Here is a 26,993-nt window from a genome sequence, read left to right as displayed (position 1 = left end):
TGCGGTTATACTGTCTTGAAATCACAAAAGAAAATGCGAATGAAGACCGAAAAGCGGAGCCCGGGGCAATGAAAGACGATATTAATCAGGACATCACCTTCCGCAAGCTGTCGGTATTTATGATGTTTATGGCAAAGGGCAATATTGCCCGAACCGCAGAATCAATGCAGCTGAGCGGCGTTAGCGTCCACCGGGCGCTGCATACGCTGGAAGAGGGCGTTGGCTGCCCGCTGTTTATTCACAAAGGGCGCAACCTGCTGCCCCTCCCGGCGGCGTGGACGCTGCTGGAGTACTGCCAGGACGTGATCAGCCTGATGACCCGCGGACTGGAAGCTACGCGTAAAGTGGCGGGTGTCGGACAAGGGCGGCTGCGAATCGGCACGCTTTACTCTCTGACCCTTGAAACCGTACCGCGCATTATTATGGGCATGAAGCTGCGGCGGCCGGAACTGGAACTGGATCTCACCATGGGTTCCAATCAGATGCTGCTGGATATGCTGGAAGATGACGCGCTCGATGCGATCCTGATCGCCACCAACGAAGGTGAATTCAACAATTCAGCTTTTGATGTGGTCCCGCTGTTTGAGGATGATATCTTTCTTGCCGCCCCGGCGACGGAACAACTGGACACCTCAACGCCCGCCGAGCTGCGCGACTATGCGCGGCGTAAATTCGTTTCTCTGGCGGAAGGGTTTGCCACCTATGCCGGATTTCAGGACGCTTTTCAGGTGGCGGGATTTCAACCTGAAATTGTCACCCGGGTTAACGATATTTTTTCAATGATTAGCCTGGTGCAGGCGGGCGTGGGCTTTGCGCTACTGCCGGGACGAATGAAAAAGGTGTATGAAAATGACGTTCAGCTGTTGAAGCTGGCGGAGCCCTATCAGATGCGGCAGCTGATCTCCATTGTCTACTCACACCATCGCGAGCGCGACGCCGACCTGCTGGCGCTGGCGGCGGAAGGGCGGATGTACGCCCGCAGCCTTAGCCATTAAGCCGGTTTGCCAGGTGACGGGCGACGTCGATACCGCTGCGCTCCAGCGAAATGCTCTCTCCCCGCCAGCTCACCTGGCGGGTGAGGCAGGTTAGCACCCCGCCGGGCGGCATCTCGATTGCCAGCCGCGCGTCCCGTTCATCAGCGGCGATCATCGCTTCCTGCCAGCGCACGGTTCGCGCCATATTCAGCGCCAGATCGTCGGCGATTTTTAATGGGTCCCATAAAACGCGCGCCGTGGAGCCGCTCAGATACGCACAGCACGGTCGTTGCAGCGTGACGTCAGCGAAGGCTTTTGCCAGCTTAGCCGCCGGTTCATTCAGCAGCGCGCAGTGGGAAGGGACGCTAACCGCCAGCCGCTGAGCTTTACTGGCGCCAGCCGCCAGCGCCAGCTGAGCCACGCGGGCCATCTCGTCGTCGCGTCCGGCAATGACAATCTGCGTTTCAGCGTTAAGGTTGGCAATATAGAGGTCGCTATCGGCAATCAGCTTTTCCACGCGGTTGAGCGTCAGGCCCATAATCGCGGTAAGCCCGTAGCCGTGGGGATAAGCCTGCTCCATTAAATCGCCGCGCAGCGCCACCAGCCGCAGGGCGTCGGTGAAATCCAGCGCGCCGGCAATGACCGCCGCCGGGAAAGCCCCTATCGACAGGCCGCTGACTATGTCCGGCTTCACACCTTGACGCTGCAGCTCCCGCGCCCAGGCTGCGCCTGCGATCAGCAAGCACAGCTGCACTGCACGGGTATGTTTTAACGCAGCGGCGGTATCTAAATGGTCTACTTCATCGCCGAGCACGGTACGCGCCTCGGCAAGGATGTTCTGGCGGTCGGGAAGGGCGGCGAGCATATCCGGCCGCTGGTTTCCCTGACCGGGAAAGGTAAAGAGAATTTTCATGCTTCCTCCCTGTTCCATGGCGTAGCGGTCAGGCGCGCGCCGCGGGACGTTTTCAGCAGGGCGCGGCCATCTCGCAGCCACTCGTTTAACGCGAATGCCCCTGCGGGCGTTTCGACCTGGGTATCCGCCCGGCAGGGCAGACGGGCGACGCGGGACTGCCAGGCGAGCAGCGCTTCGCGGTCGAGCGGCTGCGGCGCGCGGATCAGCAGATCGAGATCGCTGGCGGCGTGAAGCACGGGAATTTCGGTGGCCAGCGCATAGCCGGTACTGCCGGTAATGCCCCAGCGCCACGGCCAGTCGTGCAAGGTCAGTGATATCGCCGCCTGTACCGGCGGCTGAGAGACAAACGGCGAACGCAGAAGCAGCAGGCGATCGGCGAACGTTTCCGGGGTAATGGTTCGGACGATATTCTCCCTCCGTACCCACCCCGCAGCGCGCTGTTCGCGCTTCATGCCCCGCACGCCCACCGGAATGCGGGCGCTGATGTCAACGTCGCGTCGTACCACCACCGGCAGGCTGGTGCGCCAGTGCTGAGCGACCCAATGTTCCTCGATCGCCTCCAGCGCGGCGGCACTATTCAACCAGACTAAATCGTGAGGACGCGGCGTTGATAGCATCGTTAGATCCCTGAAGTTAAAGTGATAAACAGCGGCAGCGACAGGATACACAGAACCGAGCTTAACAGCAGCACCGCTTCCGCATCCGGCGACTGTACGCCAAAGCGGTTGCCGAAGACCACGCCGAAGAAACCGGCCGCCAGCGCAATCATCAGAATGGCGGTAATGGCGATAGAACCGTGCAGCCCCAGCAGCATCACCAGACCCCAGGCGATAAACGGTTGAACCAGCAGTTTGACGAGAGTGGAAGTGGCAATCAGCGCATTGAGCTGCAGCTTACGCGCCGACAGAATGACACCGGTCAGGAACAGCGCCGCGGCGGTCGCCGCCAGGCCCAGCGGTTTAATAGAGGCCAGCAGCAGATCCGGCATTTTGAGACCGATCGCCGAAAGGACAACCCCCAGCAGAGGCCCCCAGACTATCGGTTTTTTCACTGAACGCCACATCAGTACCGGCAGCATCGCCAGCGTCGAACCGCTGTTCTCGCCGGCGGCAAGCGCTTTTTCACGCTCCAGAATCAGCAGACAGAACGGCGTCATCAGTACCGAGCCGCAAGCGATGGAAACGGCGACGGAGAGGGATGTTGATGCGCCTTCGCCGAGCACGCTGCCCAGAATCGGCAGACCAAGAGCGGCGTAGTTAGGCAGCGCTACGGTCAGGGTCAACACGGCGGCATCCTGCGGCGAGCGCTTGAATACGCGGGTAGCGAGGAAGTAGATGGCCGCATAGGTAATCCACATGGCCCCGGTCAGTACCAGTACCAGCGGCGATTGCGCGACGATACCGTTCCATGGGGTTTGCACCGTGGCGCTAAACAGCGTCGCGGGGAGGGCAAAATCCATCACGAAAATATTGAGTAAAGAGACGTTTTTGTTATCGACCATTTTGGCCTTGCCGGCCCAGAAGCCCAGCAGCATGATGACAAAAATCGGCGCGAGGGCATGAATAATCACATAAGTCATATATCACCTGTAAATGAAAAAGAGTACTGGCGCGATTGTTATAATTTCTAAAAGCGGTTCCTTCCCGGAGCGCTCGATGGCGCCCCGGGTGGCCGCTTCCGGCAGGTTTTCTTCTACTTAGGGACTGACTACCAGCTGGCGCGCATGCGATCGCGTACTAGTTGGGAACTACGGCGGTTCTCCGCGCCAAGGCGGCACTTCAGTGAGGCATCCCGGCGGGCGTCAGCGATGGCGTCGCGCAGGGTGTCGGTGACCAGCGTCAGATCGCGGGCGTCCGGTGCGTCAGGATTACTGATATCCAGCAGAGCGGAGAGCAGGCCGAGCGTCGCGTAGTTGCTGACGTCATAGGCCATAGGTGGAATGGTTGCCGCCAGTTTCTCCAGCGCTTCAACGGTACGCAGGGTGATCCGCGCGGCCGACTCTTTACCCATCGCATGCACCAGTACCCCGGCGTCGTTAAACGCGATCAGTCGATTAGCCTGGTAGCCGTGGGCGAGAAACGCCCCGGACATCGCTTTACCGACGATCAGGCCAATCACCGGATGCCCGGCAAGACGCGCCTTCGCGTATGCGCCTGCGGCGCCGGCCAGCGCCTGATGAATACCAAATGCTTCTTCGCGACGGCCATAGGCCTGGCTGGGGACATCGATAACCGCGATAATCGGGCGCTTCACCGTTTTATCGGCATCGGCGTCGAGGGTTTCGTTGACCACTTTTGCCAGCGTCCAGCCTTCGAGCAGGCCAACTTCACCCTGAGCGGCGCGTGGGTAATGGTTATTAGCATCCGGTACCACGGCGATAAAACGGGCGCTTTCACCGTTAAAATCGGCGTCGGCAACCTGCACCGATGGGCACAGACCGGTCATTAGCGGGGCATTCGGCGCCAGCTGATTTAGCCACAGCGCGGCGCGATTAGTGAACTGGCTCATTATTTCACCTCCCGGGCGAATAGCTGTTTGATCTGCGCGGTGTCCGCCTGCTGGCGGGTATCGAATCGGGTCAAACGGGTCAGGAAATCTTCATATTTGTCGCTGCGATGCTGCGCGGGCACGCCTTGGGCGATCGCCTCGTTCATCGCGCTTTTCACCGCGTTGATACCATCGCCTACCAGGGCATCGACCAGGCCGCTGGCGTAGCGAATTTCGCCGCCGGTCATGCTCCAGATAAACGGACGGTCGCGGGAGTCATACTCTTCAATCCCCGCTTCCTGCTCGATAACCTGCGGCCCGTTGAGGCCCAGACGCGCTTCACGGGTGACAATCAGGTAGCTACACAGCGCCGCGGCGATGGACATTCCGCCGAAGCAGCCGACGGTGCCGGCAACGATGCCGACCACCGGGGTATAGCGGCGCAGGTCGACTATTGCGGCATGAATATCGGCGATGGCAGCAAGGCCCAGGTTGGCTTCCTGCAGGCGCACGCCGCCGGTTTCCAGACACAGCACGGCCTGAGTGGGAATACCGTTGCGGTTATCTTCCGCCGCCAGCTCAAGGGCGGCGGCCATTTTCGCGCCGGAGACCTCACCCATGCTGCCGCCCTGGAAGGTACCTTCAATGGCAATCACCACCGCCGGCTGGCCATTGATGGTCCCTTTTGCAACAACCATACCGTCGTCGGATTGCGGGACGATGCCCTGCGCGCCGAGCCACGGCGACATGATGCCGTCGAAAGGATCCAGCAGTTCGCGATAGCTGCCGTCATCCAGCAGGGTGCGGGCGCGTTCACGAGCGCGGAGTTCAATAAAGCTGCGATCGTTACGCATGAGCCACCTCCTCAAAAACCTGTTCAATACGGATCCGCGCGACGCCGGGCGTGGCGCCGAAGTCGTGGATGATCAGCTGTCCGCCGGGCAGGCCGTTAATCAGGCTCAGCCGTTCGAATAGCGCGTTCCAGCGCGCCTGGCTGTTGTCCACGGAGGTGGTGATTTCTACGTTAAGCGTATCGCTCTGTCCGGCGGTATAGAGCACTTCCATATCGCCGGAGCCTACAACGCCTGCCAGCGCTTTGCCGCTGAGGGCGCGGTTGGCAGGGAATGACAATTTAATCTGTTCCATAACATCCTCTGAATGCGTTAAGCGGAAACCCGGTCGAGAAACAGGGTGGCGGCAAGAAGATCCGCCGCGCCACCCGGCGAGGCGTTCTGCGCCAGCATCTGCGCATCAAGACGCGTCAGCGCGGCGCGTCCCCTGGCTGTCGCACATCCTCCCGCTGCCAGCACCTCGCCAGCGCCTTGCCGCATCGCTTCAAGGCCCGCCATTCCGGCGCGGGAGAGCACGCAGGTATCGCTAAGCGAAGTCATAATCGCCATCAGCGCATCAAGCCGAGCCTGCTCTTCACTGGCTCCCTCGGCCCGGCTGCGCAATAGCTGCGGCAGGGCAAGGGTAGTGACGTGCGGAAAAGCGCGCTGCGCTTCTTCCCGCGCGCCCGGAACCTGCCAGCGGCGGCTGGCGCGCAGGCCTTTACTGAAAGTTTTCGGCGCGCAGGCATCCGGCAGACGGGCGAGGGCGGCGGCGGTTTCCGCAATCCTCTGTGCATGACCCTCTCCTCCCAGCATCGCCGTCGCGCTGACCAGCAGGCCCAGCGCCCAGATAGCGCCGCGATGGGTATTGACCCCGGCAGTCGCCTGCATCATCTGCGCTTCGCCTTCGCGGCCCAGCCGGCCAACGGTTTCACGCAGGGCAACGTCCGCCGGCCGCAGCCAGCTCTGCTGGGCCAGCGCATGAAACGTTGGCTGCAGGCTGCGGGCTGAACGCTCCATTAGCGCCAGGCTCAGATCCTGATGCGCGCCGTTGCCGCGGCTATCGACCAGGCCCGGTTTAGGGCTGAGTCGCGCCTCGTCAACGAGGCAGGCGCTGGCGGTATGGGCCAGCCAGCGGGCCCGGGTTTCAGCAAACTGGGGAGAGAGTTTTTTCATTACCAGCTCCGGAATTTTGCCGGTGGGTTGTACAGACCGTCTGACCACTCAACCAGATCGGCCACGCTACCGGCGGCAAGCAGGGAGCGGGTGGCATCGCTGCGGCGGATACCGATATCCTCCGGATACACGACTTTGCCGCTTTGGCGCAGTGCGGCCACGCGTTTGGCATCAACGCCGAGACCGATATCGGTGATCCCGGCCACGGCGGCTACCATAGCCCGGCGCTCTTCAAGGCTTTCCGCCCGATAGAGATAGGCGATGCCTTCTTCGGTCAGTACATGGGTAACGTCATCGCCGTAAATCATTACCGGCGCCAGCGGCATCCCGGAGGTTTTGGCGACTTCAACGGCGTCAAGTTTTTCCACGAAGGTCGGTTTCACGCCCGCCTGGAACGTCTCCACCATCTGTACCACCAGCTTTTTACCGCGCTGCATCGGGTCCGGTTCGGTAATCATGTTGAGCCATGCCGGCGTGGCGTGGCGGCGACCGTGCGGATCATGGCCCATATTCGGCGCGCCGCCGAAGCCGGAGAGGCGGCCGCGGGTCACCGTGGAGGAGTTAGCGTAGCCGTCAACCTGAAGGGTCGAACCGATAAACATATCTACCGCATACTGTCCCGCCAGCTGGCAGAAGGCGCGGTTGGAGCGCATGGAGCCGTCGGCGCCGGTAAAGAAGATATCCGGACGCGCGCGAATGTACTCTTCCATCCCCAGCTCGCCGCCGAAGCAGTGGACGCTCTCTACCCAGCCGCTTTCAATCGCCGGAATCAGCGTCGGGTGCGGATTCAGCGTCCAGTGTTTACAGATCTTACCCTTCAGACCGAGCTGTTCGCCGTAGGTTGGTAGCAGCAGTTCGATGGCGGCGGTGTTAAAGCCGATCCCGTGGTTCAGGGATTGCACCTGATGCTCGGCGTAGATGCCTTTAATCGCCATCATCGCCATCAGGATATGTTCCTGTTTAATCAGGCGCGGATCGCGGGTAAACAGCGGCTCGATAAAGAACGGTTTATCCGCGACGACTACGTAGTCAATCCACGAACCGGGGATATCCACGCGCGGCAGATCGCATTCGTCATCGACCAGTTCGTTAACCTGGGCAATAACGATGCCGTCATGAAACGCGGCGGCTTCTACCAGCGCCGGAGTGTCTTCGGTGCTCGGCCCGGTGTACAGGTTGCCCTTGCGGTCGGCTTTATAACCGGCGATCAGCGCGACGTTCGGCGACAGGTCTACATAAAGACGGGAATAAAGCTCGATATAGGTGTGGATAGCGCCGATTTCCAGCAGGCCATCTTCCAGCAGCTGCGAAATACGCAGGCTCTGGGTACCGGAGAAGGAGAAATCGAGCTTGCGGGCGATACCTTTTTCGAAGAGGTCCAGGTGCTCGCTGCGCCCGACGCTCGGCATAATCATATGCAGGTCGTGAATTTTTTGCGGGTTAACTTCCGCCAGCATCCGCGAGAGGAAATCAGCCTGTTTCTGGTTGTTACCTTCCAGCACCACGCGGTCGCCGGGGGCCAGCAGCTGCTCAAGGACCGCAACCAGCTGGTCGGTGGGGATCACTTTGCCTGAAACCCTGGCCTCGGCCAGTCGCCGCTGTTTTTCCGTACGGCGACGGTTCCAGACGCGTCCCGTCGTTTGTTCGGCACTCATTATTAACCTCCTGATTCGACGAATCGTTTTGATTGTCCTGGTGTGGGAGTAAGTGTGCGTCGCGACGTGGCGGGCATCAATTAAGGCCGATGGAGAATCGTTAGCGTAAGAGTAATGATTGGTAGGGCAGAGATGTGATGGCGATCAATAATGATAGTGAATGATTGGTCTACGAGGAGGCGACGTAGAGATAAAAGTGAAGAGTGGGGGAATTTTCCGGTGGCGCAGCTTCTCCCCGGCTCGCACTGCGTTTAGCCGGGCTACAGGTTCACAGCCGTTTGCAGGCCAGTAGCCCGACAGATGAGGGAGCATCGCCTCGGGAAGTTTTGCCACTCCGCCCTCGGTCCCCCGGGGGCGGCGCAAAGCGCCTGCCCGGGCTACGGGTTCACAGCCGTCTGCGGGCCGGTAGCCCGACAGATGCGCCAGCATCGCCTCCGGGAAGGCTTGCCACTCCGCCCTCGGTCCCCCGGGGGCGGCGCAAGCGCCTGCCCGGGCTACGGGTTCACAGCCGTTTGCGGGCCGGTAGCCCGACAGATGAGGGAGCATCGCCTCCGGGAAGTTTTGCCACTCCGCCCTCGGTCCCCCGGGGGCGGCGCAAGCGCCTGTCCGGGCTACGGGTTCACAGCCGTCTGCAGGCTGATAGCCCGACAGATGCGCCAGCATCGCCTCCGGGAAGGCTTGCCACTCTGCAGTCAGTCCCCCCGGGGCGGCGCAAGCACCTGCCCGGGCTACGGGTTCACAGCCGTTTGCAGGCCGGTAGCCGGACAGATGCGCAGCATCGCCTCCGGGAAAAGCGCGTGCAATGTCGTTAGTTTTTACTCAAATCACTCAGCAGAAAGGCAATACTCTGCCCGGCCACCGTCTGTTCGAGGGCGATTTTGACAATGATCGTCAGCGGTACCGAAAGCAGCATCCCTACCGGACCCAGCAGCCAGCCCCAGAAAATCAACGACAGGAAGACCACCAGCGTCGATAACCCCAGCCCGCGGCCCATAATGCGCGGTTCAAGGATGTTGCCGAACACCAGGTTAATCACCAGATAGCCCGCCAGGACCACCAGCGCTTCGTACAGACCGCCGAAGACCAGCACCTGTAAAATCGGCGGGATCGCCGCGAGGACCGAGCCAATATTCGGAATATAGTTGAGAGCAAAAGCCAGCAGCCCCCACATAAAGGCAAAACGAACGTCCAGCAGCACCAGCATTCCCCAGACTACCAGTCCGGTCACCAGGCTGATGGCGGTTTTTAATACAAGGTAGTGGGAGACGCTATCCAGCGCCCGTTGAATCGCGCCCATGCCTTCCACCGGCCGCGACATCAGCTGCTGCAGCTTTGCCGGAAGCTGCGGGACCTCCAGCAGCATAAACACCACCGTCAGCAGCAGCAGGAAGATAGAGGACATGGCGTTTGAAAGCTGGGTAAGCAGACTGGTCACCAGCGTCATCACCGCGTTGGGGTCAATGTACTTATTAAGCTCTACCACCGAGACGGTAAAGCCGAAGCGCTGCAGCCATGGCGCGATAGTCTGCATCGGTTCATAAAGATAATTGCGGTACTGCGGCAGCGTGCGCGCCAGTTCGTTAAGCGAGGTGCCCAGCGAGGCCAGTAGCACCACGGCCAGCAGGACAATGACGCCGACCAGCAGCGAAATAGCCAGTACCCGCGGCACCCGACAGCGCACCATGAGCTGAACCAGCGGGTTAATCACTACCGCCAGAAAGATCGCCAGAATAAAAGGAACGATAATATCCGCCGCGAAGCGAATACCAGTCAGGATGATCACCATCATGCCAAGCATGATGACAATTTTTAAGCCGTTAAGCGTAATGATGGGTTTGGCCATACCGCTCCCTGCGAGAGAAAAAATGGGGTCTAATATGCGTTTATTGTAGACGCTGGCAAAGACAGCGTCTCAACGCGTCGCGTTGGTTAAAATGAAAAGCGCGACCCATGAATAAATAATTGACGAAACGCTATCATAATGGCGAACACCCCAGTAAAAAGCTAATCCAAATCAAATATCCGAGGTAAAGAACTGCAAAGACTTTGAGTTAAATGTGGCGTTATGGTACAAATCTGCGTGTGTATAACTACAGAGGACAATTTTCATCCGCAAATGATGAGAAGCAATACCGCGGATAATTGTAATTTTATGGACAATCAGTTCAGGATGTATATTTCTTATCACCCTGCAGTATCCCTCTTCAACTCCCGCTTCCTCGGCGAGCAGCACTGGCGCTCGGCGCTTTAGTTTTCTTCTCTCTGCCTGAGCTGGCGCGCTGCGCACGGCTAAATTAACGTCAGAATTTTTCCGGTTTACTTCGCAGTAAGCCGTCATGGATTATATTCTTAAGCAGGAGAAGGAATCATGTTTTATTGGATTTTATTAGCTTTAGCTATCGTTGCTGAAATTACCGGCACTTTGTCGATGAAATGGGCAAGCGTAAGCGGCGGGCATACTGGTTTTATTTTAATGCTGGTTATGATCGCGCTTTCCTATATTTTTCTCGCGTTCGCGGTGAAAAAAATCGCCCTCGGCGTAGCCTACGCCCTGTGGGAAGGGATTGGGATTTTACTGATCACCATTTTTAGCGTTCTGTTGTTTGATGAGACGCTGTCGATGATAAAAATCGCCGGGCTGGTCACCCTGGTCGCCGGGATTGTCTTGATCAAATCCGGGACGCAGAAAGCGGTAAAACCAGGCAAGGAGAAAGCGCATGCAACAGTTTGAGTGGATCCACGCCGCCTGGCTGGCGCTGGCGATTGCGCTGGAAATTATCGCCAACGTTTTTCTTAAGTTTTCCGACGGCTTTCGCCGTAAATTCTATGGCGTGATGTCGCTGGCTGCGGTGCTTGGCGCCTTTAGCGCGCTCTCGCAGGCGGTCAAGGGGATTGACCTGTCGGTAGCCTATGCGCTGTGGGGCGGTTTCGGTATCGCGGCGACCATTGCCGCCGGCTGGGCGCTGTTTGGCCAGCGTTTGAACCATAAAGGCTGGATCGGGGTGATCCTGCTGGTGGCCGGCATGGTGTTAATTAAACTCGCCTGATATGATGCCGCCTGCGAATGCGGGCGGCAAAATCTGCTCTCTGTATTACGCTTAAAAAATGAGCCTGTTCAGGCAATTTAGCCACCGGTCGTGATGAGGGCAGAACATGATTCACTTGCCAGGTTGGCGCAATATTCCCTCCGCCAGAACGCTTTCCATCATGATCTTTTTCGCCGGGATCGGCCTCATCGTGTCGGTGGTTTTTCTGCTCTATCTCTCCCAGCATCTGATTGGCCAGAAAGCGAACGAAATTGATAAGCATCGCTCCGTTTTATCGGTTAATGGCGCGGTGCAGACGTCGGTTAACCGCGTGCTGTCGCTGGTTCTGGATAATTCCGTCTGGGATGATGCCGTGAGTCAGACCTATGCCGGAAGGCTTGATCCGCAGTGGCTCTATAATTCCTGGGGTTCTGGTTTCAAGATTAACAATCTCTATGACGGTACTTTCGTACTCGATCAGCACTACCGCGTACTGTGGGGATCGTTTCGCAGCCAGCCCTTCCCCGGGCAGGATACGCAGTTTCTCGGCAGCGGCTTCCACGCGCTTATTTCGCAGCATGCCGCCGCGCTGCGCAGCGGTAAAAGCGCCTGGGCAGGCATTACCCGCACCCGCGCCGGTATTGCTTTTATCGGCATCGGCCTGATCCGTCCGACGGTCGGACGCCTGCAGGTGTTTGATGATACCCGCCGCTATCTGGTGATTACCCGCCATATCAACCCGCAAATGCTTGAACGTCTAGGCGATACGTTCCAGATTCGCAATCTGCACGTCACCCAGACCGGTGGCGAATACAGCATTCCGCTACGTACCCAGGCCGGGGAAACCGTGGGCTACCTGAGCTGGCAGCCCGGCCTGCCCGGCGCCGAAGCGTCGCGGGCGGCATCGAACAGCATTCGGCTGATTGCAGCGGTGGCGGCAGGGCTGATCCTGCTGTTTATCCTGTTCAGCTGCCTCGGGCTGTACAAACTGGCGCGTGGCGAAAGCGTGGCGCGTCATACCGCCATGACCGACTGGCTGAGCCGCCTGCCTAACCGGCGGGCGCTGATCGAACGGCTTAATCAGGTTTGTGAAAATTCGCGCTATCAGACGCAAAGCGTGGTGTTTATCGATCTCGACGGCTTTAAGGACGTTAATGATAACTACGGTCACGACGTCGGCGATGCGCTGATCCTGCATATAGCGAAGGCGCTGCGGGAGCGGGTTCCCCCGGAAGGGATGCTGGCGCGGATGGGGGGCGACGAGTTCGCAATGACGATAAGCGGCGCAGAGGCGGCCAATCAGGCTTCGGCCTTTGCCCGCGCGGTGCTGGAACTGTTAAACGCACCGATTATCCTGAGCGGACGCAAAATCTATATCAGCGCCAGTATCGGTATTGCCAGCGGCGTGCCGGCAAGCTGCTCCAGCACGGAGCTTTTTCGTCGCGCCGATATTGCTATGTACCACTCTAAAAAGACTGGCAAAGGGCGTACCACCTGGTATGACGACGCGCTCAGCGACGCGCGGCAGTATCAGCTCAATATCGAGAATGGCATTCGTCAGGGACTGGAGAACGAAGAGTTCGATGTCTGGTATCAGCCGATCGTCAACGCTGATACGCTGGTGATGGAAGGGGTAGAAGCGCTGCTGCGCTGGCCGCGACGCCCGCAGGGGGCGCTGCCGCCGGATGCGTTTATCGGTATCGCCGAAAGCAGCGGCCTGATATACGCCCTCGGTCAATTTGTTCTGCATCGCGCCTGCAGCGATCTGCAGCCGTTAGGCGATCTGCTTCTGTCGGTAAATATCTCCCCGGCGCAGTTCCGCGATCCGGAGTTCGAGTCGCGGGTAGTCCAGGTGCTGGGACGCTGCCATTTTCCGGCCCGTCGCCTTCAGCTTGAGGTTACCGAGAGCTATGTTCTGGAGAATCCCGACCGCGCGAGAACGGCGATTAAAAATTTAAAATCGCTGGGTATCGCGGTAGCGCTCGACGATTTTGGTACCGGCTACTCCAGCATCGGCTACTTACGCAGCTTCAGCTTCGACAGCCTAAAGATCGATAAATCGCTGGCCGGATTGGTGGATGTTGATACCCAGGCCGCAGAGCTGGTGCGCGGTACCGTGAGAATTGCCGGGGCGCTGGACATCACGGTGGTGGCGGAAGGCGTAGAGAATCAAAAACAGCTGGCGCTGCTGCGGCGGGCGGGATGCGACAGATTGCAGGGCTACTATTTTAGCGAACCGATGCCCGTCACGTCGTTACTGCAGCTGCGCCAGCAGCAGGGCTGACCGCTTACTGGGCGGCCAGGGCTTCCAGCTTATCGCGAAAACCGGTCACCGAGATGGCGCGGTTATCCGCTCGCCAGCGATCTTTTGGTCCAGGCGCCGAGCTTTGAACCGCAATCACCTGCCAGCCATCATCAGTTTTCAGCAGCAGCGGCGAGCCGCTATCGCCCGGCAGCGTATCGCACTGATGGGAGAGCACCGATGCCTGCGCCCAGCCGGTGACCACGCAATCCTGATGGGTGTAGAGATTATCCAGATGATCTTCCGGATAGCCAGACTGAGTCACTTTTCGTTCGGCGGTTTTTAGCGCGGCGGTCAGATCGGCTTTGCTGCCGCTAAAAATCGGCACCGGCGTAATGCCGGAAGGGGCGTAGCGCAGCACGATAAGGCCAAAATCCCACGGCGCCGCGGCGCTGGGAACTATCCAGCCATCGCCGTCTGCCTTAAGCCGTTTGCCCAGTGACGGATCTACCCGACCTTCGATACCGTGAATTTCGTACACCCAGCCGCCTTTACGCGAGATAAAACGCAGCGCGACGGGTTTGTCTGGCTTACCTTTAGGTGGCGTAAGCAGACAGTGCCCGGCGGTGAGCGCCAGATTGGGGGAAATCAGCGTGGCGGTACAGAGATTACCGCTGGCGGTTTCCAGCTGCCCGATAGCATCCCAGGGATCGTCTGTGGGGTCGCTGACGGGTTTACGGTCGTCATGACCAAAAAACAGCGTCTTAATATCTTTCGCACTCATGCCATCATCATCGGCCTGCGCCAGCGCAGGGAAAAGACAGATCGAACACAGTAATAACAGTACGTCTCTACGCATATCACTCTCTGGGGAGATAATTATGTCTATTGAAAGTAGCAGCAGATTTAAGTTTATGAAAGTTAAGAACAATTTTAATTAAGCCAGACGGCGGGCTAATCCAGCCAAAAAAGCGCCTTCATGACGGATCAATGGTGTTATTTCAAGATGTTAACGCTGTTTGGCCGCGGCGCTATTTCCGCAGAAAAGGGCGGCGGAAGCAACATAAATCGTGTATCCGAACGTACATCAGATGAGGGAACATAACCTGATTTCCGCTTCAGCTTATTCTTAAGTCCATTCAGAAAAAAAAGCCGCTATTGGGTAAAATATGCAATTTCTTCACAGGAAAAACGCACTTCTTTACCTGTTTCTTACTTACTTTCAAAGCGAAACATTTTCTCACCGTAAACGTTGTTATTGCTACCCGCTTGTTGAGCAAACAGAGATGTTATCCCGGCGATGATATCTGCAATGTCTAACACCCGATGTACGGGAGGATTTATGTCTAAACAAGGTATTCGCGCATTAGTTTATGTTTCGGTCGTATCCGCGATGATCTGGGGCGCTACGGGTTATCTACTGGTTGCCGCGGTTCACGTTCTCTAATTCGGGCTCCTCTCCCCGGCGGAGAATATTATCGGGGAGCGGGCCGGGGATATGCTGATTTAAAAAGTGATGCAGTAAAGCGATGGGCTGTGGGCTGAGAGGGTTTTTCGGCCAGACAAAATAGTAGCCTTCGCCGGTAGTTACCGCCGTCGGGAAGGGTAAGGCCAGCAGCCCGGCGCGTATCGCGGGTAGATTAAGCAGCAGATCGCCAATGCTGACGCCGTGCCCGCTCATCGCCGCCATGGTGCCTTGCTCAAGGGTATCAAAGACGATGCCCTGAGCAATATCCGGCGCAGGTTGCTCATAATGCTCGAGCCAGCGCCGCCAGTCACGGCGATCGGTGGACGGATGTATCAGCGTGCAGGCCGCTAAATCTTGCCTGGCCTGCTGCATCATCCCCGGTGCGCAAAGCGGGATTAACCATTCGGCAAAAAGCAGGCTGCAGCGGTTATTATTGCCAAAATTGCCATCTCCCAGGAGGATTGCGCAGTCGAATGGCTCCTGAGTAAAATCGACGCTGTCGCGATCCATCCACAGGCTACTCATTTCCACATCCGGTCGCTGGTGCTGCTGGCGAAACTGTTGCAGGACGTCCAATAGCCAGCGCATCGTAAGCGTTGACGGCGCTTTCAGCCGTAGCTTGCCTGCCTGACGACGCAGGGTCTGGCAGGCCCGGTCTATCGATGAAAAACTCTCATTCAGCGCCTTCGCCAGCTGATAGCCGGCATCGGTAAGCGTGACCTTTGGGCCATGGCGAACAAAAAGCCGGCATGCAAACCATGACTCCAGGGTGCTGACGTGGCGGCTGACGGCGCCGGGCGTGACGTGCAGCGCCGCGGCGGCCTGACTAAACGAACCAAGCCGAGCGGCGGTTTCAAAAGCGCGCAGTGCGTAGAGCGGCGGCATAGACATTGGCAGAGATTTTCAATATTGAGTAAAACTCACATTCAAACTCACTATAAGTCGTTTTTCAACTCTGAAATCAGAGAGGAAGATAGGGTTTTAATTGGGAAATGGTGAGTTTAAATCATGAATATCTCTTTGCTGACGGCCTACTCTTTGACGGTACTGGCGCTTATTGCCACCCCGGGGCCGGTGGTGGTGTTAGTGACCGGCGCGGCGGCGCGGGAAGGCTGTGCCAGTGCGGTGCGCACGATGATTGGCGGGAATCTGGCTTCTTTAGTGCTGCTGGCCGCTGCTGCTGCGATGCTGAACGGCATAGTGGCGCTTGATCCACGCGCGCTAACGCTGATGGCGACGATCGGGTCGCTGTTTATTATTCGACTTGCGCTGGGGATGTTATGTGCAGAGCCGGTGAGGCAGGATGCATCGAAAAAGCGTAGTGGGGTGATGGCAGGATTTGCGACCGCGTTAAGCAATCCCAAAGATATCCTGTTTTTTGCCGCGTTTTTTCCGCAGTTTATTTCTGTAACCGACAGCTTCGGTTTGAGCCTGGGGCTCCTGACGGCGGTATGGGTGATGATCGACTTAGGCGTGCTTACGCTCTATATTCTGGCGGTTCGTCGTTGGTTAACGGCGCGTTACGCCCAGCGATTAACAACGGTGTCGGCGTTTTTCCTCCTAATTCTGGCGCTTTACGGCCTGGGCTACAACCTCTGGCAGCTTAGTCTTCAGTAGAGGAAAAAACGGCTGGCGACCAGCGCGCAGATAATCAGCAGGATCAGGATGAGCTCAAAACGGTAGCGCCGCAGCATAGTGCTCTCCGGAAAAAACGGCGCTGAAGCCAGCGCCGGTATTATATCAATCAATCTCACCCGGGAGATTAAGCAGCCGGTTGGGCAGCAGCTTTAGCGGTATGGTGCCTGGTGGTTTTGTGGTGCTTTTTCGCAGCCTGGGCTTTCTGAGCTACCGGTTTAGCGGCGGCCTTTTTGTGTTTTTTGGCGGCCTGAGCCTTCTGGGTGGCAGCCGGTTTAGCTTCTGCTTTCTTGTGCTTTTTAGCCGCCTGCGCTTTCTGCTCTGCAGCCGGTTTAACAGCGGCTTTATGGTGTTTCTTGTGATGGGTCGCTTTAGCGGTGGTGCTGTGAGTTGCAGCAGCCGGAGCCGGAGTGGCGGTGGTGGCGGCATCGGCAGCGAAAGCGACAGAAGACAGACCCATAGCAGCGGCAACGACCAGAGCTAATACTTTTTTCATTCTGATATCCTCGAAAAGGTTTCTTGTTTCAACCCCACTGCGGGGCCGTTGAAAGAACTATATGCTTGTCTTATCGAGGTTTCCGTGAGTGTTTGGTATCGGCGTGTAACCGTATGTACAACCTGCTCTCACCGGGGATAATTGGGCGCCGGGAGCGGCCCGACGCCCGTAGCTTACAGATACCGCGAGGTGAGGTGCTGGCGGAAAAAGTCGCTGTTAAGGTCTTCCCCGGTCGCATGCTGTATCAGCTGCGAGGTGGTGAAACGGCTGCCGTGCTGCCAGATATTCTGCCGCAGCCAATCGAAGAGGGCGGTAAAGTTACCGTTGGCGATATCGCTTTCTAGCTGCGGTAGCGCCCGTCTGGCGGAAGCCATCAGCTGAGCGGCGTACATAGCGCCCAGCGTGTAGGACGGGAAGTAGCCAAAACCGCCATCGGTCCAGTGGATATCCTGCATACAGCCGTCCCGATAGTTGCCGGTAGTAGACAGTCCCAGCCAGTGCTGCATTTTTTCATCCCACAGCGCCGGAATATCATCAACCTCGATATCGCCATCAATCAACGCACGTTCAATTTCGTAGCGCAGAATGACGTGCGCCGGATAGCTCACCTCGTCGGCGTCGACGCGGATAAAGCCCGGTTTGACGCGTTGATTCCAGGCGATAAAGTTGTCGCGGCTAAAGGCCGGCTGCTCGCCAAAGTACCGGCGTACCGTTGGCAGCAGGCGTTGAAGAAAGGCTTCGCTGCGGCCGAGCTGCATTTCGAAAAACAGGCTTTGCGACTCGTGGATTGCGGTAGAGCGGGCGAGAGCGATGGGCTGATCGATCCAGTTACGCGGCAGATTTTGTTCGTAGCGTGCGTGACCGGTTTCATGAATCACGCCAAACAGCGCGCTGAGCAGATCGTTCTCGTTGTAGCGCGTGGTGATACGCACGTCCTGGGGCACGCCGCCGCAGAAAGGGTGGGCGCTGATATCCAGCCGTCCGCCATCAAAATCAAAGCCCAGTACACGCATCGCTTCCAGCCCCAGTTCGCGCTGGTCAGCAATCGGAAACGGCCCTTGAGGTTCGAGAAGTGGCGTTTGCGCCTGCTTTTCAACCACTTTCTCCAGCAGCGTGGGAAGCCATGACTTGAGGTCAGCGAACAGCACATCAAGACGCGCGCTGGTCATATCCGGTTCAAAAATATCCAGCAGCGCGTCATAGCGGGAGCAGTCTTTTGCCGCGGCGCGAATCTGCGCCTCTTCGCGGCTCAGCTTGACCACTTCCCGCAGGTTTTCAGCAAAGCCCTGCCAGTCGTTCGCCGGACGCTGGCTGCGCCAGGCGTGCTCGCAGCGGCTACCCGCCAGTGATTTCGCTTCCACCAGGCTTTCCGGCAGCAGCGCCGCCTGCTCGTACTGGCGGGTCATCTCGCGCAGGTTTGCCTGCTCAGCATCGTTCAGCTCTTCCTGAAGCGCATTGCGCAGCCATTCGCCCACTTTTTTATCGGTCAGAATCTGATGTTGCAAAACGCCAAGCTCAGCCAGCGCTTCGCCGCGGGCCGCGCTGCCGCCGGGCGGCATCATGGCGAACATGTCCCAGCCGGCGATGGCGGAGAGATGCGAAAAGCGGGAAAGGCGCTGGAAGGTCTTTACAAGTGACTGATACGGCGATCTTTTTTCCATATTGTCGGGTCCTGTTGGCTGCGTTTGCATAGGTGAGAATGAGGAGTATTCCATCACAATTCCTTTACCTTTCCCACAATGAAAAAACCGGGGTGATGCTGACCTGGACGTCAGGCAGCGCTGGAATTGACCATCTGACCACAGCTACAGCTACCCTAATGGAGTAAGGTGGTACAGACGGGTAAGTGATTGCCCGGACGGTTCATCAGCATAATGTCATGATTAATCGATTGCGTATTTTATGTTTGGCTCGAAATAATCCGGATGTGCGCAAAATAGCAGTTTCTTTCTCTGTGGTTGGCTAAAATATAAACATAGACAGGCCGCTGATGTGAGGTGGATTATGAATCCGTTTACCTGGCTGTTTATCGCACTGCTTTCTATGGACGCCGTCAGAGAACTGATGGGCATGTCGTCGGTACTGGGAATGTGGTGAACTGCGTGGCCCGCTTCAGGCCACGCAAGCCCGCGTTACTTCAGGCGATTGTGCAAACAGGCGCCGGTAAGCAGCGCAGCCAGCAGCATCAGCGCAATAAACCCGCCAACGCCGTTCCAGCCGTAGTTATGCCAGAACACGCCGCCTAATGTCCCCGCCATGCTGGATCCCAGATAGTAGCTGAATAAATAGAGCGACGAGGCCTGGCCACGCGCGCGGCGGGCTCGTGGGCCGATCCAACTGCTGGCGACCGAGTGGGCTGCGAAAAATCCCGCAGAGAACAGCAGCATGCCGATGAAAATCAGCCACAGCGATGAGAATAACGTCATCAACAGCCCGCCGAGCATAACCGCCGTGGAGAACAACATCACCGGGCCGCGGCCATAGCGCACGGTCATCGCACCGGCTTTTGGCGAGCTCCATGTTCCGGTTAAATAGGCCACCGAAAGCAGGCCTACGACCGCCTGGCTTAATGACCACGGCGAGAGCATCAGGCGATAGCCAATATAGTTAAACAGAGTGACGAAGGACCCCATTAACAAAAAACCTTCGAGGAACAGCAGGGGCAGCCCGCGATCGCGCCAGTGCAGACGAAAGTTGATCAGCAGCGTTTTTGGTCGCAGCGAGGTCGGACGGAAGTGGCGCGATTCCGGCAGGATGCGCCAGAACATCAGTGCTGCGGCAAGGGCGAAGCCGCTAATGACCGCCAGCGCAATCCGCCAGCCGAAGAAATCGGTGAATACACCGGTCAGCAGACGACCGCTCATGCCGCCGATGGAGTTACCGCTGATATACAGCCCCATCGAGAACGCCACCACGCTGGGATGGATCTCTTCGCTCAGGTAGGTCATGCCGACCGCCGCCACGCCGCTCAGCGACAGACCAATCAGGGCGCGCATAATCAGGATCCCGTGCCAGCTGGACATCATCGTCGACAGCAGGGAGCAGCAGGAAGCCAGCACCAGCGCCGTCACCATTACCTGTTTGCGGCCAATCGCGTCAGAGAGCGGGCCGGTAAACAGCAGGCCGACCGCCAGCATGGCGGTGGAGATGGACAACGAGATACTGCTGCTGGCTGGTGAGACGCCGAATTCAGTGGAGAGCACGGGCAGGATCGGCTGAACACAATAAAGCAGCGCGAAAGTCGCCAGTCCGGCAGAGAAGAGCGCAAGCGTAACGCGAATAAATTGCGGAGTGCCGCGTTTGATAAACTGGTTTGGCTGAGGAGCGATGGTGTCGCTGACGTCGCTTGCCGGGACGGCGTCAGCGGTAGTTGTACGGCTCACGGAAAAATCCTTGCTGATATACAGAGTTAAATGACCTTGCAGGGCACTTATTAAGGGTATGAAAATGTAAATATTCTGTCTAATATATTAATAATCTCAAATAAGACGTTTTAAATATGAATATTGAGCTGCGTCATCTGCGCTACTTTATTGCGGTGGCGGAAGAACTCCATTTTGGTCATGCGGCGGCGCGGTTGAACATATCTCAGCCGCCGCTTAGCCAGCAGATTCAAATCCTTGAGCAGCAAATTGGCGCACGTCTGTTTGCTCGTACCAACCGCAGCGTTAGCCTGACGGATGCCGGCAAGCAGTTTCTCGCCGATAGCCGGCAGATCCTCTCGCAGGTGGAAGATGCCGCCGCGCGGGCCGCTCGTCTTCACCACGGCGAGGCCGGCGAACTACGCATTGGATTTACTTCGTCAGCTCCCTTTATTAAGGCGGTATCGGACACGTTGTCGACCTTCCGCCATCGCTATCCGGATGTGCATATTCAGACGCGGGAAACCAACACTCGCGAGCAGATTGTGCCGCTAAACGAAGGGGCGCTGGACCTGGGGCTGATGCGTAACACCCAACTGCCGGAAACGCTGGTCTGGGAAAGAGTGCTGCGCGAACCGCTGCTGGCGATGGTGCCCCGGGACCATCCGCTGGCGAGCCAGCCTGGCGTTAGCCTGCGGGAGCTGGCGCGGGAGCCGTTCGTCTTTTTTGATCCTCATGTTGGTACCGGACTGTATGACGATATTCTGGGGTTAATGCGCCGCTACGACCTGACGCCGGTCATCACCCAGGAGGTGGGGGAAGCCATGACCATTATCGGCCTGGTTGCCGCCGGGCTTGGCGTGTCGATTTTACCGGCCTCATTCCGGCGGGTTCAGCTGTCGGAAATGTGCTGGTTGCCCATCGAAGAGCAGGATGCGGTCTCGGAAATGTGGCTGGTATGGTCTAAGCATCGTGAGCAGGGTCAGGCGGCGCGCCGTTTTCGCGAATCGCTGCTGGCCAGCGCCAGGTGATGCATTTAAGACAAATCAGGGCTAAAAATGTGCGGTAAATCACAAGGCTAAGTAAAAATTTGACGAGTACCGTTGAAGTGCTTCACCATAGCCCTCAGTTTATTTCGAAGCGCGAAAATAAAGGGAGTCAACGGTGGTAGCGGACAGTCAGCCAGGCCATATCGATCAAATAAAGCAGACCAACGCGGGCGCAGTTTATCGCCTGATTGATCAGCTTGGCCCGGTGTCGCGCATCGACCTCTCGCGCTTCGCGCAGCTCGCGCCTGCCAGTATCACTAAAATCGTCCGCGAAATGCTGGAAGCGCATCTGGTTCAGGAAACGGAAATCCAGGAGCCTGGAAGCCGTGGAAGGCCCGCCGTAGGGTTGATGGTGGAAACCGAAGCCTGGCACTACCTCTCAATCCGCATCAGCCGCGGCGAAATCCACCTCGCGCTTCGCGATCTGAGCAGCGCGCTGGTGGTGGAAGAGCAGCTGGAGCTGGCATTACAACACGTCCAGCCCTTTGCGACGCGGCTCCTCGATCATGTAGACCAGTTCTTTATTCGTCACCAAAAGAAGCTGGAGCGTTTAACCGCCATTGCCGTCACTATGCCGGGAATTATCGACACCGAGCACGGTATTATTCACCGGATGCCATTTTATGAAGACGTTAAGGATATGCCGCTGGGCGAGATTTTAGCCAATCATACCGGCGTATCGGTCTATATTCAGCACGACATCAGCGCCTGGACCATGGCCGAATCGCTGTTTGGCGCCTCCAGGGGGGCGCGCGATGTGATTCAGGTGGTTATCGACCACAACGTGGGGGCGGGGGTGATCACCGACGGTCGTCTGCTGCACGCGGGCAGCAGCAGTCTGGTTGAAATCGGCCACACTCAGGTCGACCCGTATGGTAAACGCTGCTATTGCGGCAACCATGGCTGTCTGGAAACCATTGCCAGCGTCGAGAGCGTGCTGGAACTGGCGCAGATCCGCATGGCCAAGTCGATGAGCTCAATGCTGCATCAGCAGCCGCTCAGCGTCGAGTGGCTATGTGAGGCCGCGCTGCAGGGGGATTTACTTGCCCGCGACATTATCAGCGGCGTCGGGAATCACGTTGGGCGGATTCTGGCGATTATGGTTAACCTCTTTAACCCGCAAAAAATCCTTATCGGTTCACCTTTCAACCTCGCCGCTGATATTTTATTTCCGGCAATATCTGATTGCATTCGACAACAATCGTTACCGGCCTACAGCCGACATATTGCCGTTGAAAGCACGCAGTTTTCTAACCGGGGAACGATGGCTGGTGCGGCTCTGGTAAAAGATGCCCTCTATAACGGATCGTTGCTCATACGACTGTTACAGGGTTAACATTTTTTCATATTCACACCAAAAATTGCGCTATCTCAAGCCCGCCCTCGATGGCATCGCGTAGACTTTTTCCACAGTTGATTATTTCTCTCCCGTATATTTCATCAACATAACTGTGGGGTTAGTGATGTTTAAGCGTTTCTTCATAACAGGTACTGACACTTCTGTCGGCAAGACAGTCGTTTCCCGTGCGCTGTTGCAGGCACTCGCTGCCAGCGGCAAAAGCGTAGCCGGGTACAAGCCTGTGGCGAAGGGCAGTAAAGAGACGCCGGACGGACTGCGGAACAAAGATGCGCTGGTTTTACAGAGCGTGTCATCGCTGGTGTTACCGTATGATGCTGTCAATCCCATCGCGTTAAGCGAAGATGAAAGCAGTGTGGCGCATAGTTGCCCAATCAACTACGGTCTGTTGTCGGACGGCCTGCAGCGCATGAGCGCCCAGGTTGAGCATGTGGTGGTCGAAGGTACTGGAGGCTGGCGCAGCCTGATGAACGATCTGCGTCCGCTGTCGGAGTGGGTGGTACAGGAACAGCTGCCGGTGCTGATGGTGGTGGGGATTCAGGAAGGCTGCATCAACCATGCCTTGCTGACCGCACAGGCTATCGCTAACGACGGCCTGCCGCTGATTGGCTGGGTTGCCAATCGTATTAATCCGGGCCTGGCGCATTATGCTGAAATTATCGATGTGCTGAGCAAAAAACTGCCAGCGCCGCTCATCGGTGAATTGCCTTACTTGCCGCGCGCGGAACAACGCGAACTGAGCCAGTATATCGACTTATCGATGCTCGGCGAGATGATGGCGGTAGATAGAATCCCGGCGTAACGTCCGCGACAGCACCGATGCCAGTACGCTGGCAATCAATAAACCGGGCAGTAAAACGTACTGTCCGGTCATTTCACAAATCATCAGCGTGGACATAATCGGCGCATGGGTTGTCGCCGCCAGAAACGCCGCCATGCCGGTTAAGCCTATCATTATCGCGATCTCCTGGTAATCAGGTAGCCACAGTCCCGTCAGACTGGCGAACAGCATGCCGATCCCCAGGCCAACAAACAGCGTTGGTGTAAACACCCCGCCCGGCGCGCCGGAACCGCTGCTGGCCAGCACGGCAAGCAGCTTGCAGACAAAGACAAGAATGATGGCGCTGAAGAGCGGCGGCGAAAGCAGATAGCTTTGTACGACACTGTAGCCATTTCCCCAGACGGCCGGCGCGAGAAGCGAGAGCAGGCCGACGATAAGCCCGCCCAGCGCCAGCTGCCAGGGAGGCGACAGACGCAGCCGGACAAAGCACTGATGGCTATAGCTCATCAGCCAGATAAACAGCGGCCCGCAAAGCCCGGCCAGCAAACCCGTTGCCAGCATTAACCCATAGTGGGTCGCGCGCAGGGTGGCGTGAAACTCAACGTGGTAGAGCGGCGCCGAACTTCCGTTCAGCAGATTGGTGAGCAGCAGGGCGGTTACCGCAGCAATGACGACCGGACCAAGCGACGCCAGCATCAGAGTGCCGAATAAGATCTCGGCGATAAACAGGCTGCCGGCAAGCGGCGCATGGTATGCACTGGCCATCCCGGCGGCGGCGCCGCAGGCGACCCACAGCTTCCACTCATCTTTTGGCGTAAACCGGCGGGCGAACAGCGAGGCAGCCAGCGCGGCCAGCAGGATCATCGCCCCTTCCCGGCCAATAGCGCTGCCGGTGGTGACCACCAGCAGAGAGGCCAGCGATTTTACCAGGCTGGCCGGGGTATCAAACCTGCCGTCGCCGGTCTCGAGAGCTTCCATGTAGTCGGTTGGCGCGTGCGGACGTTCAACGCTACGGCGCTGCCAGAACCATAGCAGGGCACCTGCGGCAAGGCCGCCCAGCATTGGCGTTAACAGCCGACGCCATCCGGGCATAGACTCAGCGGCGTCCACCAGACTTCCGCTGTCGTTGCTCAGAAACAGGCTTTCCAGTCCCGCCATTGCATGACGGAACAGGGCAACCGCGAGGGCGGCGAAGACGCCGACCAGCATGGCAATGACCAGACGGCGAAACATAACCTGGACATCAGGATAAGCGTGAAGACGATGCATTAGCGAATACGATTAGCGAAACAGATGGCTTATTTTCTCTGGATATAAAGATATAAGCAAAAGCGATAAGTGCGAATGAAGCGGAAAGGTGACGTTGTCACTTGCAGGTGATGCCCGGCTGGCGGGCATCACCTGAGGGAGTTAACGGTAGAGCGGTTTCTCGGCCACCGCACAGGGCAGCCGCGCCTGCCATTGCGCCAGCGTCTCCTGCGCCAGCTGGCCAAGAGCCTGATAAAAAGGCTGATTCGCCTCGGCCACAAATACGCTCAGAAAGCGGCCGGACCACGGGAGGAGATGCCAGGCCAGAAGCTGGTTAAAGGCCTCATCCTGAGCAGATTCGCACAGCCAGGCTGCCAGCAGTAGCAGGGTGCCAAAGTGGTCTTCCGGCTCCGAACGTTGTTCGGACAGCGCGATGCCGGTTGCCCGCATCCATTCACGAAGCGCCAGCGTTGAGTCGCCAAACAACACGCTTTCTTTATCCAGCCAGACGGAGCCCCACGGCGGCGCAGGCAGCGCCCACGGACCGATAAACAGCCGCTGCCAGGCTTCCGGTAGCGGTTCATCGTCCTCGCGAGCGAACAGCGCCGCCAGGCCGTCCGTCACCGCGTAGGGCCACTGACTTCGCCAGCTGCCTTCGCGCAGGGCCGCAACCAGCGGAGCAGCCTGCTCGCTGTCCGGCGCAAAAGAGAACAGAGCGCCCAGCGTGCGGGCGCTGAGTGCGACAGCGTCGCGGTCTTGCGATTGCATCATACCATTCCTTACAGCAGAGGGTGCCGCAGCACCCGTTTATTAACCGGCAATCGCCGTACCCACGGTCATATGGAGACCATAAAACAGGCCGCGGCCGATAAACTCGCCGAGCATCACCAGTGCCAGTCCGAGCAGCAAGCTGGCGATGCGCGGATTCTGGCGTCTTGCCAGCGGGCAGATCCAGCAGCCGAGACCCAGCGCCAAAAGAACTAACCGCAGGATTTGTAGCCAGCCATAATAAGGCAGCAGTGCGCTGGCCTGCTGTACGGAGCTGTGGATCTCCGCCAACTCGCTGTTCTGCAATATGACGACCGCCAGGCTTGCCAGCAGCGCGAGCACGCTCATCGAAGCGAAAACTCTGCCGTTAAACGGCACGTTGGCTACGCGCAGCAGCAGGGCGGCGAAAAGCGGCCCGCACAGCACCATCGTCAGGAAGAATGCGGCGGTGGTGTAGGCATTATACCAGGTTGGCACGGTATCAATCTGGTACACCATGGTCATCTCAAGGACGAACAGGCAGCCGAGCAGCATAGTCAGCAGGAGCCAGGCTTTCGCCAGAACCCGCGGCATTTTCCCGAGAATCGTCACCAGCCACCAGAAACCCCCGACGGCGAAAAATAGTGCGCCGCTGGCAATTTCATTGCTTAACGCCGATGATCCCACCCGGTTAAGGGCGTTAAATGCCCGCAGCGGCGAGCCGAGGTGGATGATTGACGCGAGAAAGCCAATCCCCATTATCAGCCAGATAAAAAACATGCCCCGCACCAGGCGCTGCCGGGCTTCGGAGTTGTTATTCAGCGAAAGCCAGCCCAGCCCGCTGACGATAATCGCCCCTGCGACGCTTTGCCCCAGCACCGTAAACAGCACCAGCGGCCATTCATGCCATCCGTTTCCCATTTTATACCTCCTTCGGGTTGGCCAGATAGCCGGTGGTATCGCCGCACGGACGCGCATTGGCGTTCGGTTTGATCACGATACTCGGCCTGGTGAAGTGCGCAGACGGCAGCGGAGCGACGGCGGCCAGCTGACCGTGTTTTTCACGGAGTTCTTCGATGGGGCCAAAGTCGAGAGCCCTCAGCGGACAGGACTCGACGCATATCGGTTTTTTACCTTCGGCGACCCGGTCGTAGCAGCCGTCGCATTTGGTCATATGGCCTTTTGCCGCGTTGTACTGCGGCGCACCGTACGGGCAGGCCATATGGCAGTAGCGACAGCCGATGCATACCTCTTCGTTCACTACCACGAAACCGTCATCGCGCTTGTGCATGGCGCCGCTGGGACATACTTTCGTGCAGGCCGGATCTGCGCAGTGGTTGCAGGCGATTGACAGGTAATAGGCGAAGACGTTTTGCTGCCACACGCCGTTATCTTCCTGCCAGTCGCCGCCCGCGTATTCGTAGATGCGGCGAAAGCTGACATCAGGCGTTAAGTTTTTATAATCCTTACAGGCCAGCTCGCAGGTCTTACAGCCCGTGCAGCGGGCGGAGTCGATAAAAAATCCATACTGAGCGCTCATGGTTTAC

The 26,993-nt window shown here is 57.9% G+C and carries 29 protein-coding genes; 9 read left to right on the top strand and 20 right to left on the bottom strand.

Annotated elements, in window-relative coordinates:
- Window positions 1-68 precede the first annotated feature (68 nt).
- Complete coding sequence (locus IAE27_RS18940; protein WP_004102531.1) at window positions 69-995, top strand: LysR substrate-binding domain-containing protein; 927 nt, start codon at window positions 69-71, stop codon at window positions 993-995.
- Here the strand turns inward: IAE27_RS18940 and mdcH are convergent.
- The 10 genes from mdcH to IAE27_RS18890 all read right to left on the bottom strand — a co-directional run bounded on the left by mdcH (window position 985) and on the right by IAE27_RS18890 (window position 10,373).
- On the bottom strand, window positions 985-1,887 hold the full coding sequence (gene mdcH / locus IAE27_RS18935; protein WP_047719789.1) for a malonate decarboxylase subunit epsilon: 903 nt from the start codon (window positions 1,885-1,887) through the stop codon (window positions 985-987). The two genes, IAE27_RS18940 and mdcH, sit on opposite strands and share 11 nt — an antisense overlap.
- Window positions 1,884-2,504 (bottom strand): malonate decarboxylase holo-ACP synthase, encoded by a 621-nt coding sequence (locus tag IAE27_RS18930; RefSeq protein ID WP_047719790.1) that lies wholly within the window; start codon window positions 2,502-2,504, stop codon window positions 1,884-1,886. Before IAE27_RS18930 ends, mdcH begins: the two co-directional genes overlap by 4 nt.
- Window positions 2,505-2,506: 2 nt before the next feature.
- Entirely contained in the window at window positions 2,507-3,466 is a 960-nt protein-coding gene (locus IAE27_RS18925; protein WP_004113372.1) for an AEC family transporter, read from the bottom strand.
- A 128-nt stretch (window positions 3,467-3,594) separates the two neighbouring features.
- On the bottom strand, window positions 3,595-4,395 hold the full coding sequence (mdcE, locus tag IAE27_RS18920; protein ID WP_004102523.1) for a biotin-independent malonate decarboxylase subunit gamma: 801 nt from the start codon (window positions 4,393-4,395) through the stop codon (window positions 3,595-3,597).
- Window positions 4,395-5,228, bottom strand: a complete 834-nt coding sequence (locus IAE27_RS18915) for a biotin-independent malonate decarboxylase subunit beta (RefSeq protein ID WP_070557522.1) — start codon at window positions 5,226-5,228, stop codon at window positions 4,395-4,397. The genes mdcE and IAE27_RS18915 overlap by 1 nt, the downstream gene beginning before the upstream one ends.
- Entirely contained in the window at window positions 5,221-5,520 is a 300-nt protein-coding gene (mdcC, locus tag IAE27_RS18910) for a malonate decarboxylase acyl carrier protein (protein ID WP_004102520.1), read from the bottom strand. The genes IAE27_RS18915 and mdcC overlap by 8 nt, the downstream gene beginning before the upstream one ends.
- Before the next feature lie 17 nt (window positions 5,521-5,537).
- Window positions 5,538-6,380: a triphosphoribosyl-dephospho-CoA synthase gene (locus IAE27_RS18905; RefSeq protein ID WP_064372192.1), complete on the bottom strand. Its 843-nt coding sequence runs from the start codon at window positions 6,378-6,380 to the stop codon at window positions 5,538-5,540.
- On the bottom strand, window positions 6,380-8,035 hold the full coding sequence (gene mdcA, locus IAE27_RS18900; RefSeq protein ID WP_004113366.1) for a malonate decarboxylase subunit alpha: 1,656 nt from the start codon (window positions 8,033-8,035) through the stop codon (window positions 6,380-6,382). Before mdcA ends, IAE27_RS18905 begins: the two co-directional genes overlap by 1 nt.
- An 808-nt stretch (window positions 8,036-8,843) precedes the next feature.
- Window positions 8,844-9,878 (bottom strand): AI-2E family transporter, encoded by a 1,035-nt coding sequence (locus tag IAE27_RS18895; RefSeq protein WP_004102517.1) that lies wholly within the window; start codon window positions 9,876-9,878, stop codon window positions 8,844-8,846.
- Window positions 9,879-10,049: 171 nt separating this feature from the next.
- The gene (locus IAE27_RS18890; RefSeq protein WP_004102516.1) at window positions 10,050-10,373 is read right to left on the bottom strand and encodes a hypothetical protein; all 324 of its coding nucleotides are present in this window, start codon (window positions 10,371-10,373) and stop codon (window positions 10,050-10,052) included.
- A 30-nt stretch (window positions 10,374-10,403) separates the two neighbouring features.
- On the opposite strand from IAE27_RS18890, the gene mdtJ reads away from it, so the two are divergent.
- The 3 genes from mdtJ (at window position 10,404) to IAE27_RS18875 (ending at window position 13,345) form a co-directional block, all read left to right on the top strand.
- A complete protein-coding gene (gene mdtJ / locus IAE27_RS18885) occupies window positions 10,404-10,766 on the top strand; it encodes a multidrug/spermidine efflux SMR transporter subunit MdtJ (protein ID WP_004102515.1) in 363 nt (120 codons plus the stop codon).
- Window positions 10,753-11,082 carry a multidrug/spermidine efflux SMR transporter subunit MdtI gene (gene mdtI, locus IAE27_RS18880; protein ID WP_070557524.1) on the top strand — a complete coding sequence of 110 codons (330 nt, stop codon included), beginning with the start codon at window positions 10,753-10,755 and terminating at the stop codon, window positions 11,080-11,082. Before mdtJ ends, mdtI begins: the two co-directional genes overlap by 14 nt.
- Window positions 11,083-11,188: 106 nt before the next feature.
- Window positions 11,189-13,345, top strand: a complete 2,157-nt coding sequence (locus tag IAE27_RS18875; RefSeq protein WP_004113363.1) for a putative bifunctional diguanylate cyclase/phosphodiesterase — start codon at window positions 11,189-11,191, stop codon at window positions 13,343-13,345.
- A gap of 4 nt (window positions 13,346-13,349) precedes the next feature.
- On the opposite strand, the gene IAE27_RS18870 is transcribed toward IAE27_RS18875, so the two are convergent.
- Together IAE27_RS18870 and IAE27_RS18865 are read right to left on the bottom strand one after the other, a co-directional pair.
- Window positions 13,350-14,162, bottom strand: coding sequence for a trypsin-like serine peptidase (locus tag IAE27_RS18870; RefSeq protein ID WP_024274253.1), 813 nt, complete (start codon window positions 14,160-14,162; stop codon window positions 13,350-13,352).
- 558 nt (window positions 14,163-14,720) lie between these two features.
- Window positions 14,721-15,662 (bottom strand): LysR substrate-binding domain-containing protein, encoded by a 942-nt coding sequence (locus IAE27_RS18865; RefSeq protein WP_070557525.1) that lies wholly within the window; start codon window positions 15,660-15,662, stop codon window positions 14,721-14,723.
- Window positions 15,663-15,779: 117 nt separating this feature from the next.
- Here IAE27_RS18865 and IAE27_RS18860 point away from each other — a divergent pair, with 117 nt between their 5' ends.
- A complete protein-coding gene (locus tag IAE27_RS18860; RefSeq protein WP_142475141.1) occupies window positions 15,780-16,388 on the top strand; it encodes a LysE family translocator in 609 nt (202 codons plus the stop codon).
- Here IAE27_RS18860 and IAE27_RS18855 read toward each other — a convergent pair.
- The 3 genes from IAE27_RS18855 to IAE27_RS18845 form a co-directional block, all read right to left on the bottom strand.
- Complete coding sequence (locus IAE27_RS18855; RefSeq protein ID WP_162680248.1) at window positions 16,382-16,519, bottom strand: hypothetical protein; 138 nt, start codon at window positions 16,517-16,519, stop codon at window positions 16,382-16,384. The two genes, IAE27_RS18860 and IAE27_RS18855, sit on opposite strands and share 7 nt — an antisense overlap.
- Window positions 16,520-16,533: 14 nt before the next feature.
- Window positions 16,534-16,902 (bottom strand): acid resistance repetitive basic protein Asr, encoded by a 369-nt coding sequence (gene asr, locus IAE27_RS18850; protein ID WP_023329776.1) that lies wholly within the window; start codon window positions 16,900-16,902, stop codon window positions 16,534-16,536.
- 173 nt (window positions 16,903-17,075) lie between these two features.
- A complete protein-coding gene (locus IAE27_RS18845; protein ID WP_200092785.1) occupies window positions 17,076-18,563 on the bottom strand; it encodes a carboxypeptidase M32 in 1,488 nt (495 codons plus the stop codon).
- A 343-nt stretch (window positions 18,564-18,906) separates the two neighbouring features.
- On the opposite strand from IAE27_RS18845, the gene IAE27_RS29645 reads away from it, so the two are divergent.
- The gene (locus IAE27_RS29645; RefSeq protein ID WP_004102479.1) at window positions 18,907-18,999 is read left to right on the top strand and encodes a KPN_01571 family protein; all 93 of its coding nucleotides are present in this window, start codon (window positions 18,907-18,909) and stop codon (window positions 18,997-18,999) included.
- A gap of 35 nt (window positions 19,000-19,034) precedes the next feature.
- Here IAE27_RS29645 and IAE27_RS18840 read toward each other — a convergent pair whose 3' ends face one another.
- Entirely contained in the window at window positions 19,035-20,285 is a 1,251-nt protein-coding gene (locus IAE27_RS18840; protein ID WP_200092783.1) for an MFS transporter, read from the bottom strand.
- A 116-nt stretch (window positions 20,286-20,401) separates the two neighbouring features.
- Here IAE27_RS18840 and IAE27_RS18835 point away from each other — a divergent pair, with 116 nt between their 5' ends.
- From IAE27_RS18835 to bioD, 3 genes are all read left to right on the top strand, one after another.
- Window positions 20,402-21,295: a LysR family transcriptional regulator gene (locus IAE27_RS18835; protein ID WP_070557528.1), complete on the top strand. Its 894-nt coding sequence runs from the start codon at window positions 20,402-20,404 to the stop codon at window positions 21,293-21,295.
- A 133-nt stretch (window positions 21,296-21,428) separates the two neighbouring features.
- Window positions 21,429-22,649 carry a sugar metabolism global transcriptional regulator Mlc gene (gene mlc, locus IAE27_RS18830; protein WP_004102473.1) on the top strand — a complete coding sequence of 407 codons (1,221 nt, stop codon included), beginning with the start codon at window positions 21,429-21,431 and terminating at the stop codon, window positions 22,647-22,649.
- Window positions 22,650-22,776: 127 nt separating this feature from the next.
- A complete protein-coding gene (gene bioD / locus IAE27_RS18825) occupies window positions 22,777-23,472 on the top strand; it encodes a dethiobiotin synthase (RefSeq protein WP_004102470.1) in 696 nt (231 codons plus the stop codon).
- Here bioD and clcB read toward each other — a convergent pair.
- The 4 genes from clcB to IAE27_RS18805 form a co-directional block, all read right to left on the bottom strand.
- Window positions 23,425-24,720, bottom strand: coding sequence for a voltage-gated ClC-type chloride channel ClcB (gene clcB / locus IAE27_RS18820; protein WP_154022519.1), 1,296 nt, complete (start codon window positions 24,718-24,720; stop codon window positions 23,425-23,427). The two genes, bioD and clcB, sit on opposite strands and share 48 nt — an antisense overlap.
- A 141-nt stretch (window positions 24,721-24,861) precedes the next feature.
- Complete coding sequence (gene dmsD / locus IAE27_RS18815; protein WP_142475139.1) at window positions 24,862-25,470, bottom strand: Tat proofreading chaperone DmsD; 609 nt, start codon at window positions 25,468-25,470, stop codon at window positions 24,862-24,864.
- 39 nt (window positions 25,471-25,509) lie between these two features.
- Complete coding sequence (locus IAE27_RS18810; RefSeq protein WP_004113347.1) at window positions 25,510-26,367, bottom strand: DmsC/YnfH family molybdoenzyme membrane anchor subunit; 858 nt, start codon at window positions 26,365-26,367, stop codon at window positions 25,510-25,512.
- Window position 26,368: 1 nt separating this feature from the next.
- Complete coding sequence (locus IAE27_RS18805; RefSeq protein WP_004102463.1) at window positions 26,369-26,986, bottom strand: DMSO/selenate family reductase complex B subunit; 618 nt, start codon at window positions 26,984-26,986, stop codon at window positions 26,369-26,371.
- Window positions 26,987-26,993 lie beyond the last annotated feature (7 nt).

This window comes from Klebsiella sp. S69 (genome assembly GCF_016516145.1).
Lineage (GTDB): Bacteria > Pseudomonadota > Gammaproteobacteria > Enterobacterales > Enterobacteriaceae > Klebsiella > Klebsiella oxytoca.
The sequence above is the reverse complement of the archived record's forward strand: the minus strand, read 5'-3'. Positions and strand labels throughout refer to the sequence as shown.

Bases quoted from the DNA above. Each gene is read 5' to 3' on its own strand.
- IAE27_RS18940 (WP_004102531.1), top strand. From the start codon at position 69: ATGAAAGACGATATTAATCAGGACATCACCTTCCGCAAGCTGTCGGTA.
- mdcH (WP_047719789.1), bottom strand. From the start codon at position 1,887: ATGAAAATTCTCTTTACCTTTCCCGGTCAGGGAAACCAGCGGCCGGAT.
- IAE27_RS18930 (WP_047719790.1), bottom strand. From the start codon at position 2,504: ATGCTATCAACGCCGCGTCCTCACGATTTAGTCTGGTTGAATAGTGCC.
- IAE27_RS18925 (WP_004113372.1), bottom strand. From the start codon at position 3,466: ATGACTTATGTGATTATTCATGCCCTCGCGCCGATTTTTGTCATCATG.
- mdcE (WP_004102523.1), bottom strand. From the start codon at position 4,395: ATGAGCCAGTTCACTAATCGCGCCGCGCTGTGGCTAAATCAGCTGGCG.
- IAE27_RS18915 (WP_070557522.1), bottom strand. From the start codon at position 5,228: ATGCGTAACGATCGCAGCTTTATTGAACTCCGCGCTCGTGAACGCGCC.
- mdcC (WP_004102520.1), bottom strand. From the start codon at position 5,520: ATGGAACAGATTAAATTGTCATTCCCTGCCAACCGCGCCCTCAGCGGC.
- IAE27_RS18905 (WP_064372192.1), bottom strand. From the start codon at position 6,380: ATGAAAAAACTCTCTCCCCAGTTTGCTGAAACCCGGGCCCGCTGGCTG.
- mdcA (WP_004113366.1), bottom strand. From the start codon at position 8,035: ATGAGTGCCGAACAAACGACGGGACGCGTCTGGAACCGTCGCCGTACG.
- IAE27_RS18895 (WP_004102517.1), bottom strand. From the start codon at position 9,878: ATGGCCAAACCCATCATTACGCTTAACGGCTTAAAAATTGTCATCATG.
- IAE27_RS18890 (WP_004102516.1), bottom strand. From the start codon at position 10,373: ATGACGGCTTACTGCGAAGTAAACCGGAAAAATTCTGACGTTAATTTA.
- mdtJ (WP_004102515.1), top strand. From the start codon at position 10,404: ATGTTTTATTGGATTTTATTAGCTTTAGCTATCGTTGCTGAAATTACC.
- mdtI (WP_070557524.1), top strand. From the start codon at position 10,753: ATGCAACAGTTTGAGTGGATCCACGCCGCCTGGCTGGCGCTGGCGATT.
- IAE27_RS18875 (WP_004113363.1), top strand. From the start codon at position 11,189: ATGATTCACTTGCCAGGTTGGCGCAATATTCCCTCCGCCAGAACGCTT.
- IAE27_RS18870 (WP_024274253.1), bottom strand. From the start codon at position 14,162: ATGCGTAGAGACGTACTGTTATTACTGTGTTCGATCTGTCTTTTCCCT.
- IAE27_RS18865 (WP_070557525.1), bottom strand. From the start codon at position 15,662: ATGTCTATGCCGCCGCTCTACGCACTGCGCGCTTTTGAAACCGCCGCT.
- IAE27_RS18860 (WP_142475141.1), top strand. From the start codon at position 15,780: ATGAATATCTCTTTGCTGACGGCCTACTCTTTGACGGTACTGGCGCTT.
- asr (WP_023329776.1), bottom strand. From the start codon at position 16,902: ATGAAAAAAGTATTAGCTCTGGTCGTTGCCGCTGCTATGGGTCTGTCT.
- IAE27_RS18845 (WP_200092785.1), bottom strand. From the start codon at position 18,563: ATGGAAAAAAGATCGCCGTATCAGTCACTTGTAAAGACCTTCCAGCGC.
- IAE27_RS29645 (WP_004102479.1), top strand. From the start codon at position 18,907: ATGAATCCGTTTACCTGGCTGTTTATCGCACTGCTTTCTATGGACGCC.
- IAE27_RS18835 (WP_070557528.1), top strand. From the start codon at position 20,402: ATGAATATTGAGCTGCGTCATCTGCGCTACTTTATTGCGGTGGCGGAA.
- bioD (WP_004102470.1), top strand. From the start codon at position 22,777: ATGTTTAAGCGTTTCTTCATAACAGGTACTGACACTTCTGTCGGCAAG.
- clcB (WP_154022519.1), bottom strand. From the start codon at position 24,720: ATGCATCGTCTTCACGCTTATCCTGATGTCCAGGTTATGTTTCGCCGT.
- dmsD (WP_142475139.1), bottom strand. From the start codon at position 25,470: ATGATGCAATCGCAAGACCGCGACGCTGTCGCACTCAGCGCCCGCACG.
- IAE27_RS18810 (WP_004113347.1), bottom strand. From the start codon at position 26,367: ATGGGAAACGGATGGCATGAATGGCCGCTGGTGCTGTTTACGGTGCTG.
- IAE27_RS18805 (WP_004102463.1), bottom strand. From the start codon at position 26,986: ATGAGCGCTCAGTATGGATTTTTTATCGACTCCGCCCGCTGCACGGGC.